The sequence below is a fragment of the Streptomyces tubbatahanensis genome, from assembly GCF_022699385.1.
Classification (GTDB): domain Bacteria; phylum Actinomycetota; class Actinomycetes; order Streptomycetales; family Streptomycetaceae; genus Streptomyces; species Streptomyces diacarni.
In genome coordinates, this window is the sequence record NZ_CP093846.1 from 2,044,931 (window position 1) to 2,058,873 (window position 13,943).

The window sequence follows — 13,943 nt, forward strand, 5'->3', positions numbered from 1 at the left end:
AAGGACGTTTAGCGGTCATCACACTGGCTGTTGATCGTGGGGCGGCCGGTGCCGTCCCGCCGCTCGCGCCACCCGCGTACGGGCCGGGCCCGTCACCCGCGAGCGAGCCGGAGACCTCAGCCCACCCGGACGCCGTACTGGAAGGGCATGTTGCCCATCGCCTCGAAGCGCACCGAGGCGCCCGGCTTCGGCGCGTGCAGCACCTGCCCGTTGCCGGCGTAGAGACCGATGTGGTGCAGGTCGCCGTAGAAGAGGACCAAGTCGCCCGGCTTGAGGGCGCTCTGGCTGGCGATCCGGGTGCCGGCGCTCGCCTGCGCCTGGGAGGTCCGCGGCAGCGAGACGCCCGCCTGCTGGTACGCCCAGGACGTCAGCCCCGAGCAGTCGAACGAGCTCGGCCCGGTGGCGCCCCACACGTAGGGGCTGCCTATCTTCGTCTTGGCGGCGGCCAGCGCGGCGGCGGCGCGGCCCGAACCGGGCTTCACGTCGCCGAGGTCGGCACGGTCGCTGGAGGCGCGGTCCGCGCGCTTCTGCTTCGCGGCGAGCTTCGCCTTCTCCTTGGCGGTCAGCGAGTTGAGGAGCGTCTGGGCCTCGGAGAGCTTGCCCTGGATCTCCTTCTTCTTCTTGCCGAGCGCCGTGCGCGTGCTGGAGAGGTCCTTCAGCTTCCCGGAGGCCTCCTTGCGCTGCTGCGCGAGGCTCCGCTGCTTGCCCTGGATCTTCTTCAGCGCGGTGGTCTGCTTGGTGCTCAACTGGTCCATGGCCGAGGCCTTGTCCAGGTAGTTGTCCGGGTCGGACGAGAGGAAGAGCTGCAGCGACGGGTCGATACCGCCCGTGCGGTACTGCGCGGTGGCGACGGAACCGAGCTGGTTGCGCATCTTGTTGAGCTGGCCCTGGCCGCGCGCGACGCTGTCCTGGAGGTTCTCGACCTCCGTGGAGAGCTTGGACTGCTTCTCCTTGGCGCCGTTGTACTTCTCGGTGGCGGCCTCGGCGTCCTCGTAGAGCTTGTCGACCTTCTCCTTGACGCTCTTCTTGGAGGTCTGCGGGTCGGCGTGTGCCGCCTGGGAGGTGAGGGCGACGGCCGCGGCGGCGGTCATGGTGAGGACACTGACGCGAGCGCGGTTCGGCTGCTTGGGACGACGGTGGGACGCCACTGGGGCGAGCTCCTTCTTCCTCTCAGCCGCCTGCCGGTCGGTCAGTTCCGGCTCCGCGTCGCCGGACCGCGCCACCTGAGAGGGGCGGCGGTCTCAACTCGACGGAACGAGGCGGTCCTCCGCCGTCACCCCGGATAGGTGATCACCCGAGCGGAGGTTCGAGGCCAGAGATTAGCCACGCGTAGTGATCGGATCAAATCCCTCCAGAAAAAAGATGACTCGCGGCCGCATTCTTTACCCGGATCCCACTCAGGGCGAGCACGGCCTCACGCTTCGCACACGTGACAGAGCGAGGGGCCGTGGTGGAGGCCACACACAAAGGCCCGGACCGTGTCCGTTCGCGGGCGGTTGGCGGTTCGGCAGGCACGCGAGGCGCGTGAGGAGCGCGGAGCGATGCCTGCGTGCGCGGCGAGGCGCTTGAGACGCACGGACGGACTCCCGAGGCGCGCGCGAGCGCTCTACGTGTGCGTGAGTGCTTCACGTGCGCGTGAACGCTCTACGTACGCGTGAGTGCCCTACGTGCGCCTGAGTGCCCTACGTACGCGTGAGTGCCCTACGTGCGCGCGAGGCGCTTGAGGAGCAGAGTCGCCGCCACGGGCCTGGCGCCGGCGGCCGCACAACCGTCCGCCACCTCGCGGTCGCTGGAGACCACCACGACAGGGCGGCCAGGCGGCTCGGCGCGCACCAGCCGGCGGATCAGCTCGTCCGCCGTCTGGCCCGGCTTGGAGAAGAGCACCCGCACCCCGCGCGGCGGTGCCAGCAGCACAGGCGCCGCGAGCTCAGCGCCGTCGAACACGCAGGTGACCTCCGCGTTCGACTGGGCCGCCAGCCCGGCCAGGCCGCCCAGCAGCCGCAGCCGCTGCTTCTCCAGCGGCATCGCGGGATAGCCGGTCTTGGTGACGTTGTAGCCGTCCACCACCAGATGCGCCTGAGGCAGCGCCAGCAACTGGTCGAGCAGGGCGGGATCCGTCGCCGACAGCGCCCTGGCCGCGACGTCCTTGGGTGACATCCGGCCCGGCTCCACCGCCTCGACGGTGTCGGCCGGACGCGACTCGGACGGCGGCAGCGCCAACTCCCTGCGCAGCCCCTGGGCCGCGTCCAGCACCGTGTCCAGCAGCAGCCGCACCCGCATGTCCTCGACGCTGCGGCCCTCACGCGCCGCACGGCGCTGCGCCTCCAGCGCCGACTCGCTCTCCGCCAGCCGGGACTTCAGGCGCCGCACCTCACTGTCGGAGGCCGCCTTGTCGGCGCCCGCGGCCGACCGCGCCGCCTCCAGCTCGGACTGCGCCCTGCGCAGCGCGGCCTCGCCGCGGCGCACGTCCGCCTGGGCGCTGCGGAGCCTGCGCTGGGTACCGTCGAGCTCCTTACGCAGCGCCTCCACGTCACGCCGCGCCCGCTCCGCGTCGTCGCGCGCGGCGCTCCTGGCGTGGGAGAGCTCCTCGCGCAGCCTGGTCAGCTCCCGCTGCACCTCCTCGCCCGCCCGCTCCGCCTGCGCCCGCTGGGCCTCCTCGCCCGCGGCGGCGACCAGCTTCGCCCATCCGGCGGGCCGCAGGACGTAGCCGACGGCGGCCACGTCGACCGGGTCGGCGGCCGGGGGCGGGGCGCCCTCGTCCAGCGCGCCCGCCAGCTCGGGCAGCTGCTCGCGCAGCCGGGAGGCGATCCGCTGCCGGAAGACGGCGTCCGACTCCAGGGCCGCCGCCATGGCGTTGCCGCCGAACTTGACGCGGCGCTGCGGGGTGAAGCGCGCGTACTGCCGCAGCGGGGGCGGCAGTTGTGCGACGGTCAGTCCGCCCAGCGCGTCGCCGGTGAACGCGACGACGCGCCGGCGCACCTTCTCCGGCAGTGGCCGCTCCAGCCCCTCGGAGTCCGCGTCACGTCCGTCGGGGCCGCTGTGCGGTTGAGGGCCCGTGTGCTGAGGGCCCGCGTCAGGACCGGTCGGCCCCGGGGGCGCGTCGGCAGCCTTCGTCGGCCGCCGAGGCTCGCCGCCCGTCCGTTCCTCCACCGGTCACACCTGCCGTCTCAAGCCCTGATTCCTCGAGCCCTGTCCTGTCCGAGCCCTACACCTGAGCGCTGGGCCGGTCCACCAGTTCGATCTGGTCCACGGCGTTGCACCATCGGCAGCGCACGGACTCGATGGTCTCACTGAGCACCTCGCGCTCCTCCACCTTCGGCGCTCCGGCCAGGTCCAGATGGACGTACTCCACCACCTTGCTGGACCGGGTCACATCGAACCGGGTCAGATTGCCGCACAGGGTGCAGCGCCAGCGGGTCTCGTCCGTGGGCGTGGGGACCGCCATCGTCGTGAGTCCTCGATTCTTGAGGTCGGTGTTCCTTGGGGTCGGGCCGGTCGGTGTGCGCGTTTCCGCCTTCCGTGCGCTCTCGTGGACACGTCACGGACATGCGGGAGGGCGTCACGTGCCGTCAACCCTACGGCCTGGGGCCGTCCGCGTGCCCGTGCGTGTGTCGAGGAGCATGCCCAGCGAGCGAGCCGTCATGATCCCGTCATGGACGGCACCGACGGCACCGAACGCGCCGCCGCCGCGCCCCGGGGCCGCGGCGCAGGGCCGCGCCCCCTCGTGACGTACGCCCTGATCTGCTGCTGCGGCCTGCTCTTCCTGATCGGCCCTGCCTCCGGGCTCGTCCCGGCCTACGGCACGGGGCGGGCACTCGCGCAGGCGCAGTCCGGCTACTTCGACCGGTGGGGCGTGGTGCCCCGCGCGCTGCTGAGCGGCGCCGCACGCCCGCTGCTGACCCCTGTGACCGCGCTGTTCCTGCACGGCAACTGGCTCCACCTGCTCGGGAACCTGCTGTTCCTCCGCGTCTTCGGCAAGGCGGTCGAGCAGCGCATGGGCCCGGTGCGCTTCGCCCTCCTCTATCTGAGCGCCGGCTACGTGGCCATGCTCTGCTACGCGGCGGCGCACCCGGACTCGGGCCAGTCGCTGGTCGGCGCCTCGGGAGCGGTCTCCGCCGTGCTGGGCGCCTTCTTGTACCTGTATCCGCGCACCAGGGTCACCAGCGTCTTCCCCTTCCTCTTCTTCCTCCCGCTGCGCTTCCCCGCCTGGGTGGTGCTCCTCTTCTGGCTCACCCTCCAGTGGCTGGCCACGTGCCAGGACGAGGGCGGCCCGGGCGTCGCCTACCTCGTGCATGTGGTCGGTTTCACGCTGGGCTTCCTCCTCGTCTGGCTGAGCTACCGCCGGGCTACAGTGACCGGGCCAACCCCGGCGTGCGAGGGAGAGACCAAGCCGTGATCACATCGATCGTCCTCATCCGGACGAGCACCGAGCGCATCCCCGAGATCGCCGAGCAGATCGCCGCCATCGACGGCGTCAGCGAGGTCTACTCCGTGACCGGTGCCCACGACCTGATCGCCATGGTCCGCGTCGCCGAGCACGACGACCTCGCCGACATCATCCCCGGCCGCATCAGCAAGGTCCCCGGCGTCCAGTCCACCGAGACCCACATCGCCTTCCGCACCTACTCCCAGCACGACCTGGAGACGGCCTTCGCCATCGGCCTGGACTCCTGAGCCGGACGCTCGAAGGCAACCGGGTCCCGGCAGTGCCGCACGCCGGCGTGCGCGGGTGGTGGTGAAAGACTTCTCCCGTGACGTCGGAGGGGCTGCGGGTGCGGTGGCGGTCGGTGCCGCGGTGGGGGCGGTGGGTGGCGGCGGGTTATCTGGCGGGGTTCTCGGAAGGGGGCTGCGCCCACCTGTTCGACCTGCTGCGGGGCGGTATCCACGTGTACGCCCCGATCGCGGCCGTGCCGTGGCAGGTGTTCTTCGTGGGACTCGTGGTGCTGGACCCGCTCGTGGTCGTCCTCGTCGCGGGGGCGCGCGCTGCCGGGGTGTGGCTGGCGGGGGCGGTGATGACCGCGGACGTGGTGGCGAACTGGGTGGTGGACTGGCAGTGGGTACGCGAGGACCCGGGCTGGGCGCTGCGGCCCGTGGGGCTGCTGCCGATCACGCTGTTCGGGGTGTTCGTGCTGGTGACGTGCGCACCCTTGGCGGGGGCGGTGGAATCGGGTGGCCGCGTGCGTGCGGGCGTCGGTAGCGTGCCGGAATGAGTAGGCAGGGGACGGCGGAGAAGGCGACGACCACGCTGTGGCGGCCCACGGGCCCGAAGGAGCTGGAGCTGGTACGGGGGTCGGGCTGGCGTGCGTGGCCCGCGCGGCTGCCCCAGCAGCCGTTCTTCTACCCCGTACTGAACGAGGACTACGCGATCCGCATCGCCCGCGACTGGAACGTCAAGCACGACGGGGCGGGCTATGTGACGCGCTTCGCCGTCGAGTCGGCTTTCCTCGCCCGGTATCCCGTGCGGCAGGCGGGTGGCGAGACGATCCTCGAACTGTGGGTGCCCGCCGAGGAGCTGGAGGAGTTCAACGCGCACCTCGTGGGGCCGATCGAGCTCGTGCACGAGTTCCGCTGACGGGCCTGGAATCCTCGGCTCATGTGGCGCGAGAGGATACTGGCCCTCGACGCCGGAGCCGTGCCTGCGGCTCCCGCGACCGAACGGGCGCTCGCCGAGATCCCGCGGGCCCTCGGGCAGCCGCTGCCCGAGGCGCTCGCCGCGCTGTTGCGGGAGTGTGACGGCGTACGCGGCGAGGACGGCACGGACGTGGTGTGGAGCGCCGCGCGGATCGCGGCCGACAACGCCGCGTTCCGCTCCTCGCCCGAGTTCGCCGGGCTCTACATGCCGTTCGAGCCGCTGCTGTTCTTCGGTGACGACGGGGGCGGCGACCAGTTCGCTTTCGTGCGGGTGCCGAGGCGGGAGGAGGACGTGTTCGTCTGGGAACACGAGACCGACTCGCGCACGTGGACGGCGGCAGGGCTGGACGGCTACCTGCGCCGGGCGCTGGGCGGTTAGGGCCTTCCGCCGGAACCCTGCGGGTCTCGGAGGTCCCGGCCGGCCGCGTCGCCCTCGCCCGGGTCCCCCATGTCCCGCAGGAACGCCGCGCCCGCCGGGGTGAGCCGGGTGGCGCTCCACACCAGGCGCTCCTCGCGGCGGGGTCCCTCGCGGACCGGCAGAACGCGCAGCCCGGCCAGCTGGGAGACGAAGGCCGAGGGGAGCATGGCGACGGCCATGCCGTTGCGGACGAGGGCGGCGAGGAACTCCCAGTGGGAGGCCTCGAAGGCCACGTCGCGGTGGAGTCCCGCGGCGGCGAAGGCCTCCTCGGTCTGGGCACGGGCGTGGCTGCCGGCGGCGAAGTCGACGAAGGTCTCCTCGGCGAGGCGGGCCAGCTCCAAAGGTCCGGCCGCGCCCTCCTCCTCCAGCGGATGCCCCGGGGCGACCATGACGACGTGCCGGTCGCGCACCAGGGTGCGCGACCGTACGCCCTTCGCCTGGAAGGACGGGGTCACTCCGAGGAAGGCGAGGTCGAGGGTGCCGCGCCTGACCTGTTCCGCCAGCAGTTCGCTGCGGCTCGACGTCAGGCTGATGCGCACCTGCGGATAGCGCTGGTGGTAGTCGCGCAGCAGCCGGGGCAGGTCGACGGAGGCGATGGTGCTGATGGCGCCGAGCGCGAGGGTGCCGCGGATCTCGCCGGTGGCCGCGGCGACCTCGGCGGCGGCGCGTTCGGCCGCCTCCAGTGACTGCCGCGCCGCGGGCAGGAACGCCTCACCTGCGGGGGTGAGCCGCACGCTCCTGCTCGTGCGCTCGAACAGCCGCGCGCCCAATTCCTTCTCCAGCTTGGCGATCTGGTGGCTGAGCGCGGACTGGACGACGTGGCAGCGCTCGGCGGCCCGGGTGAAGCCGCCGGTGTCGGCGACGGCGGCGACGTAGCGCAGCTGCTGGAGTTCCATGCGGGCAAGCCTAGGAACATCCATCTCGTTTCGCGATCGTTGGCATGACGAGGATGTGTTGGACTCATCGACAACGGCGGCCGCAGCCTGGGCACATGACCGACACCGCACCCCGGCCCTGGGCCGGCACGGCGCCCGCGACCTCACGAGAGGACCCCCGCGAGCACACCCCGCCGACGCCCCGCCGCGCCCTGCTGCTCCTGATGGCCGTCGCCACCGGACTCTCCTGCGCGGGCAACTACTTCGCCCAGCCGCTCCTCGACCTCATCACCCGCGACCTGCACGTCAGCGCCACCCTGGCGGGGTTCGTGGTGACCGCCTCGCAGGCCGGCTACGCGCTCGGCCTGCTGCTGATCGTCCCGCTCGGCGACGTGCTCGACCGGCGCCGCCTCGCCGTCGGACTGCTGGCGGCGACCGCGGTCTTCCTCGCGTGCACGTCCGCGGCTCCCACGGGAGCGCTGCTGCTCGCGGGCACCGTCGCCGTCGCGCTGACGGCGGTGGGCGCCCAGGTCGTCGTCGGGTACGCGGCCGCCCTCGTGCCGGACGAGGCGCGCGGGCGTGCGGTGGCCACCGTGATGTCCGGCGTGCTGCTGGGCGGGCTGCTGGCCCGCACCGTCTCGGGGGTGCTGGCCGGACTGGGCGGCTGGCGCACCGTCTACTGGGTCAGCGCGATACCAGTGGCCGTGATGGCGTTCCTCCTGCACCGTCACCTGCCGCGCGTACCGTCCACCGCCCGGCTGTCGTATCCGGCGCTGCTGCGCTCCTCGCTCTCCCTGCTGCGCGCGGAGCCGCTGCTGCGCTGGCGGTCGGCGATCGGCGCCCTGTCCCTGGCGGCCTACAGCGTGCAGCTGACCGCGCTGACGTTTCTGCTGGCCGGGCCGCCCTTCGGCTGGTCGGAGTCGCGGATCGGGCTGTTCGGGCTCCTCGGTGTGGTCGGGGTGGTGACGATGACCTTCGCGGGGCGGCTCAACGACCGGGGACTCGTGCAGTACGTGACCGGGTGCGGCATCGCGACGCTGGGCGGCGGCTGGCTGCTGCTCCTGGCCGGCGGACGGTCGCTGCTGTGGCTGGCGGTGGGCATCGTCGCGCTGAACGTCGGACAGCAGGCCGTCCTCAACAGCAGTCAGACGGTGCTCTACGCGCTGCGCCCCGAGGCCCGCAACCGCCTCAACTCCGTCTTCATGACCAGCTTCTTCATCGGCGGCGCCACGGGTTCGGCGCTGACCGCCCTGGTGTGGGCGCGCGCCGGCTGGAGCGGGGTGTGCCTGCTGGGCGCGGGGCTCGCGGCGGCCGCGCTGGCGGTGTGGGGCCTGGAGCGGCTCAGCACCGCGCACTTGAGCTCACACTGACGTCAAATCGACAGCTCTACTCATCGACACATCCGCATCGTCACCCAGGAGTTGGACACCATGCGCATCGCAGTCTTCGGCGCGGCGGGCAACGTCGGCAGCCGGGTCGTCACCGAGGCCCTCGCGCGCGGCCACGAGGTCAGCGCCGTGGTCCGCGACCCGGCCCGCTTCCCCGCCCTGCACCCGGGCGCCACGCACCGGGTGGGCGACGCGGCCGACGCCGGCGACGTCGCCGCTCTCAGCACGGGACACGACCTGGTCGTCAGCGCCACCCGCCCCGCGCCCGGCAACGAGGAGGGCCTGGTACTGGCGGCGCGCGGGCTGCTGGCGGGGCTGGCCCGCACCGGCGTGCGGCTGCTGCTGGTCGGCGGCGCGGGAAGCCTGACGGTTCCGGGCACCGACGGGCGCGTCCGGGTGAGCGACGATCCCAGGTACGTCCCCGAGGAGTGGCGGCCCATCGCCCTGGCCTGCGACGAGCAGTACGCGCTGCTCCTGCGGCAGGCACCCGCGCGGCTGGACTGGGCGTACGTGAGCCCGCCCGCGCTGCTGGCTCCCGGCGTCCGCACCGGGCACTACCGGCTGGGCGCCGACGAGTTGCTGGTCGACGAGGCGGGCCGCTCCGCCCTCTCCATGGAGGACTTCGCCATCGCCCTGATGGATGAGGCTGAGCGGCCGAAGCACCATCGGGCCCGCTTTACGGTGGCCTCCTGAGCCAGGGTCCGCCCGGCGGCGGAAAGGCGAGGGAGCGGGCGGGCGGTACGTCGTTCAGTTCGCGGCGGGGTCCGGGGCCTCGGGGACGCAACGTCCCTCCTCGGTGCGGTAGTTCCAGCGCGCTCCCTTGCGCACCAGCTCCCGTACGGCGGCGACGAACCGGTCCACGTGCTCGTCGGGCGTCCCGGCGCCGAAGCTGACCCGGACGGCGTTGAGCGCGGGGGCCTCTCCCGGCGAGGGCTGGGAGTCCGGCGCGGTCTCGGGCGCCCCGCACTCGCCGGGAGCGTCGCTCTGCTGGCCGAGGAGGGTGCGCAGCAGCGGGTGCGCGCAGAACAGGCCGTCGCGGACGCCGATGCCGTACTCGGCCGACAGGGCGGCGGCGAAGTGCGAGCTGTTCCAGCCCTCGACGACGAAGGAGACGACGCCCACCTGGTCGGCGCCCTCGCCGAAGAGGGAGAGGACACGCACCTCGGGGACGCCGGCGAGACCGGCACGCAGCCGGGCCAGCAGCTCCTCCTCGCGGGCGACCAGGCCGTCGAACCCCGCCTCCGTGAGAGCCCGGCAGGCGGAGGCGAGGGCGTAGGCGCCGATGACGTTCGGCGAACCCGCCTCGTGCCGGGCGGCGGTGGTGTGCCACTCCACGTCCACGCCGCCGTCCGCGCCCCGCGCCACCCGGCGGCTGGCACCGCCACCGGCCAGATACGGCTCCGCCCGCACGAGCCAGTCCGCGCGGCCCGCCAGGACACCCGCGCCGAAGGGCGCGTACAGCTTGTGCCCCGACAGCGCCACCCAGTCGGCCTCCAAGTCGGCGAGGCTGACGGGGCGGTGCGGGGCGAGCTGCGCCGCGTCCAGCACGAGCCGCGCCCCGTGCCGGTGCGCGGCCCGCGCCAGCTCACGGACCGGCCACACCTCTCCGGTGACGTTGGAGGCCCCCGTCACGCATACCAGCTTCGGCCCGGCGGGGGCGCCGTGCAGCGCCGCCTCAAGGGTGGCGACGGCGGCCTCGGGCGAACGGGGCGCGTCCAGATACGTGACGTCGTGCGTGCGCCACGGCAGCAGAGAGGCGTGGTGCTCCGTCTCGAACACGAAGACCCGCGTGCCCTGCGGCAGCGCCGCCGACAGGAGGTTGAGGGAATCGGTGGTCGCCCGGGTGAAGACCACCTGGTCGCCCTCGCGGCATCCGAGGAACTCCGCGACGGTTCGCCTGCTGCGCTCGAACAGCTCGGTCGACAGCTGCGAGAGGTGGCCGGCTCCGCGGTGCACGCTGCCGTAGTACGGCGCGTACGCGGCGACGTCGTCCCACACCCGCTGGAGCGCGGGGGCGCTCGCCGCGTAGTCGAGCGCCGCGTAGGTCACCTCCCCGCCGGTGACCAGGGGCACGCGGACGTCGCGGCCGAGAACGGGAAGGGGCCCTCCCGCCTCCTGGGCGGGGGCCGGCGACGTCTGCGGCGCGGAGGCCGCCGCCTCCCGCGCACAGGACGGATCAATCGGGGCAAAAGTGGCATTGAACGGCATGGGGAAGCTCCATGGGCAGGGGGGAACGACGAACGGCGACGACGGCGACATCGCCTCGCTGTCGGACGGCAGACGACAGCGCCTTGTGCCCGGCGGCAGACGGCATCGCGGCGCGCCTGACGGCAGACGGGAAAGGGGCCGAGCCGGCCCTAGCGCATTCGCTTGCTCACGAAAGACTCCCTCGCAGACCAGGACCCCTGGCGGAGAGGGATCCGCGCTTGCCGCAGACCTTGCTGTCCTACGGCCTGGTCATCACCCGGGGCACCCCGCCACGGACGGAGGGTTGCCGGACAGCGGGCCGGGGCCTTGATCGCTGTCGCTCGTGACCTGGGCTGAAGTATGCCACACGGCGTGTCCGGGGCACACCCGTACGTCCACGATCCGGACGGGCCCCGCCGCCGGGGGGCCGCCGGGGTGCGTCACCGCGGCAGCCGCTCACACAGCTTCCGCACGAGCGCGCCCGTACGGAAGCGGTCGGGCCAGTACGCGGGCACGTCCCGCTCAAGCAGCGGCGCGGCGGTGACCGGACCGACGCAGGCCACCTGGACAGGCCCGCGCAGGGCCCGCGTCAGCGCGTCCACAGAGCCGCTCTCCTCGGCGCGGGCGAACAGGCCCGCCACGGCGGGGGCGCTGGTGAAGGTGACGGCATCGACCTCACCGGCGATCAGGGCCTCGATCAGCCGGTCGAGGGGAGCGGGGTCGAGCGGCCGTGTCGAGCGGTAGACGGGTACGGGGACGACGTCGGCCCCCGCGGCGCGCAGCGCGTCGAGGAACGCGCCGAGGGGTTCTCCGTGGAGCTGAACGGCCACCCGCAGCCCCGTCAGATCCCCGCGGGCGAGCAGGTGTTCGCGTACTTCGGCGGTGGACTCGGAGGCGGGCGACCACGCTTCGCGGAGCCCGGCGGCGCGGATGGCCCCGCACGCCTTGGGGCCTCGGGCGAGGACTTCACCCCCGGCGAGCGCGTCCCGCAGCGCCCCGCCCGTATCCCAGTCGTCCGCCGCCTCCATCCAGCCGCGGAAGCCGATACCCGTGGTGACGACGGTGAGGTGCGGCGGGTCGGCGACCAGCTGCCGGGTGGCGGCGCGCAGTTCCGCGTCGTCGGCGAGGGGGACGATACGCAGCGCGGGGGCGTAGCGGACGTGGGCTCCGCGCCGTTGGAGCAGCGCGCCGAGTTCCTCGGCCCGGCGCGCTGCCGTCACGGCGACGGTGTAACCGGTCAGGGGCGGGACCGCTCCGGTGCCCGTGGGCCCGTGCGGGGGTCGGGGTTCCGGCACAGCGTCTCCCTCAGGTGTGGACGAAGCGTACGGGGACGGACCGGGACGAGGGGCTCGTCCCGGTGCGCTCTCCGGTCCACGAGGCTACGTCCCGCCGCGCGGCTGCCGCTGCCGGCCGTGGCTGCTCCGAAAGCATCCGCTCACTCCCCCACCGGCACCTGCGAGAACTCCCCCGCCGGGTCGGGCGTGCACTCTCCCGGCACCCTCCGCGCCTGGCTGCAACATCACGCTGGCGTCGGCCGGAGCGGTCGCCGGCCACTGCTCCGGTGGGGCCGCGGGGGGCGACATCCGGGCCGAGCGATGAGTTTCCGGTGCCCGGACGGTCTGTACTGGCAGACGGCGTGAACCGAACGACCAGGAGATGACGATCATGCGGCAGTCCCAGAAGATCAAGACGTTCCTCTGGTTCGACACCCAGGCCGAGGAGGCGGCCGCGTTCTACGTCTCCCTCTTCGACGACTCCCGCATCCTGGGCGTCACCCACTACGGCGAGACGGGCCCGGGGAAGCCGGGGTCCGTGATGACGGTGGACTTCGAGCTGGCAGGACGGGAGTACGTGGCGCTCAACGGCGGTCCCGAGTTCTCCTTCACCGAGGCGATCTCGCTCCAGGTGGACTGCGACTCGCAGGAGGAGGTGGACACCCTGTGGGAGAAGCTGACGGCGGGCGGCGGCCAGGAGGTCCAGTGTGGCTGGCTCAAGGACAGGTACGGCCTGTCGTGGCAGATCGTGCCGCGTCGCCTCTTCGAGCTGCTGGAGGCGGCGGACAGCGCGCAGGCCGAAGCGGTCACCGCGGCCATGCTCGGCATGGTGAAGCTGGACGTGGCCACGCTGGAGGCGGCGGCACGGAGGTGACGCCGCCTCCGTTTCGGGACATCCCCGGGGCGGGGCGGGGTTCCCTGCGGCTCGTGTTCCGGTCAGGGAGTGCCCCTGCCCGCGACCTGCGGTCCGCGGGCTGGTGGTGAGCTTGTCGCGCAGTTCCCCGCGCCCCTGCGGGGCGCGTCACCGCCGGTGGCTGGCCTCCACCCACCGGTCGAGCGCGGCACGGGCAGCGCCGGAGTCGAGGGACTCGGCGGCGCGCCGCATCCCGGCGGCGATCTGCTCGCTCAGCGGCGCGTCGGTGGGCGTGAGCGCCGCGAAAGCGGCGGCCGAGTTCAGCAGGACGGCGTCCCGCACGGGCCCCCGCTCGCCGTCCAGCAGCCGCCGTGCCACGTCCGCGTTGTAGGCGGCGTCGGCCCCCCTCAGCGCCTCGACGGGCACCAGTTCGAGGCCGACGTCGCGCGGGTCGAAGCTCTCCTCGCGCACCGCACCGTCGCGGACGATCCACACGGTGGACGTCGCCGTGGTGGTCAGCTCGTCCAGCCCGTCGTCCCCGCGGAAGACCAGCGCGGAGGAGCCGCGGGCCGCCAGCACGCCCGCGATGATCGGCGCCATCCGCGCGTCGGCGACGCCGGTGGCCTGGGCACGGACCCGGGCCGGGTTGGTGAGCGGCCCCAGGAGGTTGAACGGGGTCGCGACGCCCAGTTCCTTGCGGGCCGTGCCGACGTGCCGCAGCGAGGGGTGGAACCGCACGGCGAAGCAGAAGGTGATGCCGGCCTCGGCCGCCACCTCGGCGACCCGGTCGGGGCTCAGCTCCAGGTCCACCCCGAGCTTCTCCAGGACGTCGGAGGCGCCACTGGCGCTGGAGGAGGCCCGGTTGCCGTGCTTGACGACCTTCACGCCCGCTCCGGCGACGACGATCGAGGACATGGTCGAGATGTTGACCGTCTTGGCCCGGTCGCCTCCGGTGCCGACGATGTCCACGGCAGGGCCCGGCACCTCGATCGTGCGCGCGTGCGCGTACATGGCGCGCACCAGCCCGGAGATCTCCTCGACCGTCTCCCCCTTGGCCCTCAGCGCGACGGCGAACCCCGCGATCTGCGCGTCGGTGGCCTCGCCCCGCATGATCCGGTCCATCGCCCACGCGGTGGCGTCCTCGCTCAGGTCCTCGCCCGCGAGCAGTGCGCTGAGCACGTCGGGCCAGGTACGCGCCGCCACGGTGTCGCCTCCGGCGGGGGGAGCAGCGCTCATGGGAACCACATCCTGGCTATAGACCGACGCAATGGTGCCGCCACCCTATCGAGCCCGACCGGCGGCGTGGTCGCCCGTTCA

Annotated in this window: 14 protein-coding genes, 1 pseudogene and 1 riboswitch; of the genes and pseudogenes, 8 read left to right on the forward strand and 7 right to left on the reverse strand. The window is 73.1% G+C overall.

Features of this window, described 5'->3' with window-relative positions; genetic code table 11:
• Nucleotides 1-116 precede the first annotated feature (116 nt).
• The 3 genes from MMF93_RS08805 to MMF93_RS08815 all read right to left on the reverse strand — a co-directional run bounded on the left by MMF93_RS08805 (nt 117) and on the right by MMF93_RS08815 (nt 3,445).
• Nucleotides 117-1,148 carry a C40 family peptidase gene (locus MMF93_RS08805; protein ID WP_114022809.1) on the reverse strand — a complete coding sequence of 344 codons (1,032 nt, stop codon included), beginning with the start codon at nt 1,146-1,148 and terminating at the stop codon, nt 117-119.
• 553 nt (nt 1,149-1,701) lie between these two features.
• Entirely contained in the window at nt 1,702-3,150 is a 1,449-nt protein-coding gene (locus tag MMF93_RS08810) for an NYN domain-containing protein (RefSeq protein ID WP_423835378.1), read from the reverse strand.
• A 55-nt stretch (nt 3,151-3,205) separates the two neighbouring features.
• Nucleotides 3,206-3,445, reverse strand: a complete 240-nt coding sequence (locus MMF93_RS08815; RefSeq protein ID WP_114017220.1) for a hypothetical protein — start codon at nt 3,443-3,445, stop codon at nt 3,206-3,208.
• A 207-nt stretch (nt 3,446-3,652) separates the two neighbouring features.
• Between MMF93_RS08815 and MMF93_RS08820 the strand changes: the two genes are divergently transcribed.
• From MMF93_RS08820 to MMF93_RS08840, 5 genes are all read left to right on the forward strand, one after another.
• Nucleotides 3,653-4,396, forward strand: a complete 744-nt coding sequence (locus MMF93_RS08820) for a rhomboid family intramembrane serine protease (protein ID WP_242750642.1) — start codon at nt 3,653-3,655, stop codon at nt 4,394-4,396.
• Nucleotides 4,393-4,674 (forward strand): Lrp/AsnC family transcriptional regulator, encoded by a 282-nt coding sequence (locus MMF93_RS08825; protein ID WP_114022769.1) that lies wholly within the window; start codon nt 4,393-4,395, stop codon nt 4,672-4,674. Before MMF93_RS08820 ends, MMF93_RS08825 begins: the two co-directional genes overlap by 4 nt.
• Nucleotides 4,675-4,751: 77 nt before the next feature.
• Nucleotides 4,752-5,210: a hypothetical protein gene (locus tag MMF93_RS08830; protein WP_242750643.1), complete on the forward strand. Its 459-nt coding sequence runs from the start codon at nt 4,752-4,754 to the stop codon at nt 5,208-5,210.
• Entirely contained in the window at nt 5,207-5,572 is a 366-nt protein-coding gene (locus MMF93_RS08835; RefSeq protein WP_242750644.1) for a hypothetical protein, read from the forward strand. Before MMF93_RS08830 ends, MMF93_RS08835 begins: the two co-directional genes overlap by 4 nt.
• Before the next feature lie 21 nt (nt 5,573-5,593).
• Nucleotides 5,594-6,010 carry an SMI1/KNR4 family protein gene (locus MMF93_RS08840; protein WP_242750645.1) on the forward strand — a complete coding sequence of 139 codons (417 nt, stop codon included), beginning with the start codon at nt 5,594-5,596 and terminating at the stop codon, nt 6,008-6,010.
• Here the strand turns inward: MMF93_RS08840 and MMF93_RS08845 are convergent.
• The gene (locus tag MMF93_RS08845; protein WP_242750646.1) at nt 6,007-6,945 is read right to left on the reverse strand and encodes a LysR substrate-binding domain-containing protein; all 939 of its coding nucleotides are present in this window, start codon (nt 6,943-6,945) and stop codon (nt 6,007-6,009) included. The genes MMF93_RS08840 and MMF93_RS08845 overlap by 4 nt on opposite strands.
• Nucleotides 6,946-7,040: 95 nt before the next feature.
• On the opposite strand from MMF93_RS08845, the gene MMF93_RS08850 reads away from it, so the two are divergent.
• Both MMF93_RS08850 and MMF93_RS08855 read left to right on the forward strand, forming a co-directional pair.
• Nucleotides 7,041-8,294 (forward strand): MFS transporter, encoded by a 1,254-nt coding sequence (locus tag MMF93_RS08850; RefSeq protein ID WP_242750647.1) that lies wholly within the window; start codon nt 7,041-7,043, stop codon nt 8,292-8,294.
• Nucleotides 8,295-8,354: 60 nt separating this feature from the next.
• Nucleotides 8,355-9,005, forward strand: coding sequence for an NAD(P)-dependent oxidoreductase (locus tag MMF93_RS08855; protein ID WP_242750648.1), 651 nt, complete (start codon nt 8,355-8,357; stop codon nt 9,003-9,005).
• Between the two features lie 54 nt (nt 9,006-9,059).
• On the opposite strand, the gene MMF93_RS08860 is transcribed toward MMF93_RS08855, so the two are convergent.
• Together MMF93_RS08860 and MMF93_RS08865 are read right to left on the reverse strand one after the other, a co-directional pair.
• Nucleotides 9,060-10,520, reverse strand: coding sequence for an aminotransferase class V-fold PLP-dependent enzyme (locus tag MMF93_RS08860; protein WP_242750649.1), 1,461 nt, complete (start codon nt 10,518-10,520; stop codon nt 9,060-9,062).
• Nucleotides 10,521-10,729: 209 nt separating this feature from the next.
• A riboswitch (SAM riboswitch) is annotated at nt 10,730-10,848 on the reverse strand.
• Nucleotides 10,849-10,945: 97 nt separating this feature from the next.
• Nucleotides 10,946-11,794 (reverse strand): annotated as a pseudogene (locus MMF93_RS08865) (uroporphyrinogen-III synthase); the annotation flags it as partial.
• A gap of 370 nt (nt 11,795-12,164) precedes the next feature.
• Here MMF93_RS08865 and MMF93_RS08870 point away from each other — a divergent pair.
• Entirely contained in the window at nt 12,165-12,647 is a 483-nt protein-coding gene (locus tag MMF93_RS08870; protein WP_242750650.1) for a VOC family protein, read from the forward strand.
• 147 nt (nt 12,648-12,794) lie between these two features.
• On the opposite strand, the gene trpD is transcribed toward MMF93_RS08870, so the two are convergent.
• Nucleotides 12,795-13,862, reverse strand: coding sequence for an anthranilate phosphoribosyltransferase (trpD, locus tag MMF93_RS08875; protein ID WP_242750651.1), 1,068 nt, complete (start codon nt 13,860-13,862; stop codon nt 12,795-12,797).
• Nucleotides 13,863-13,943: the final 81 nt, after the last annotated feature.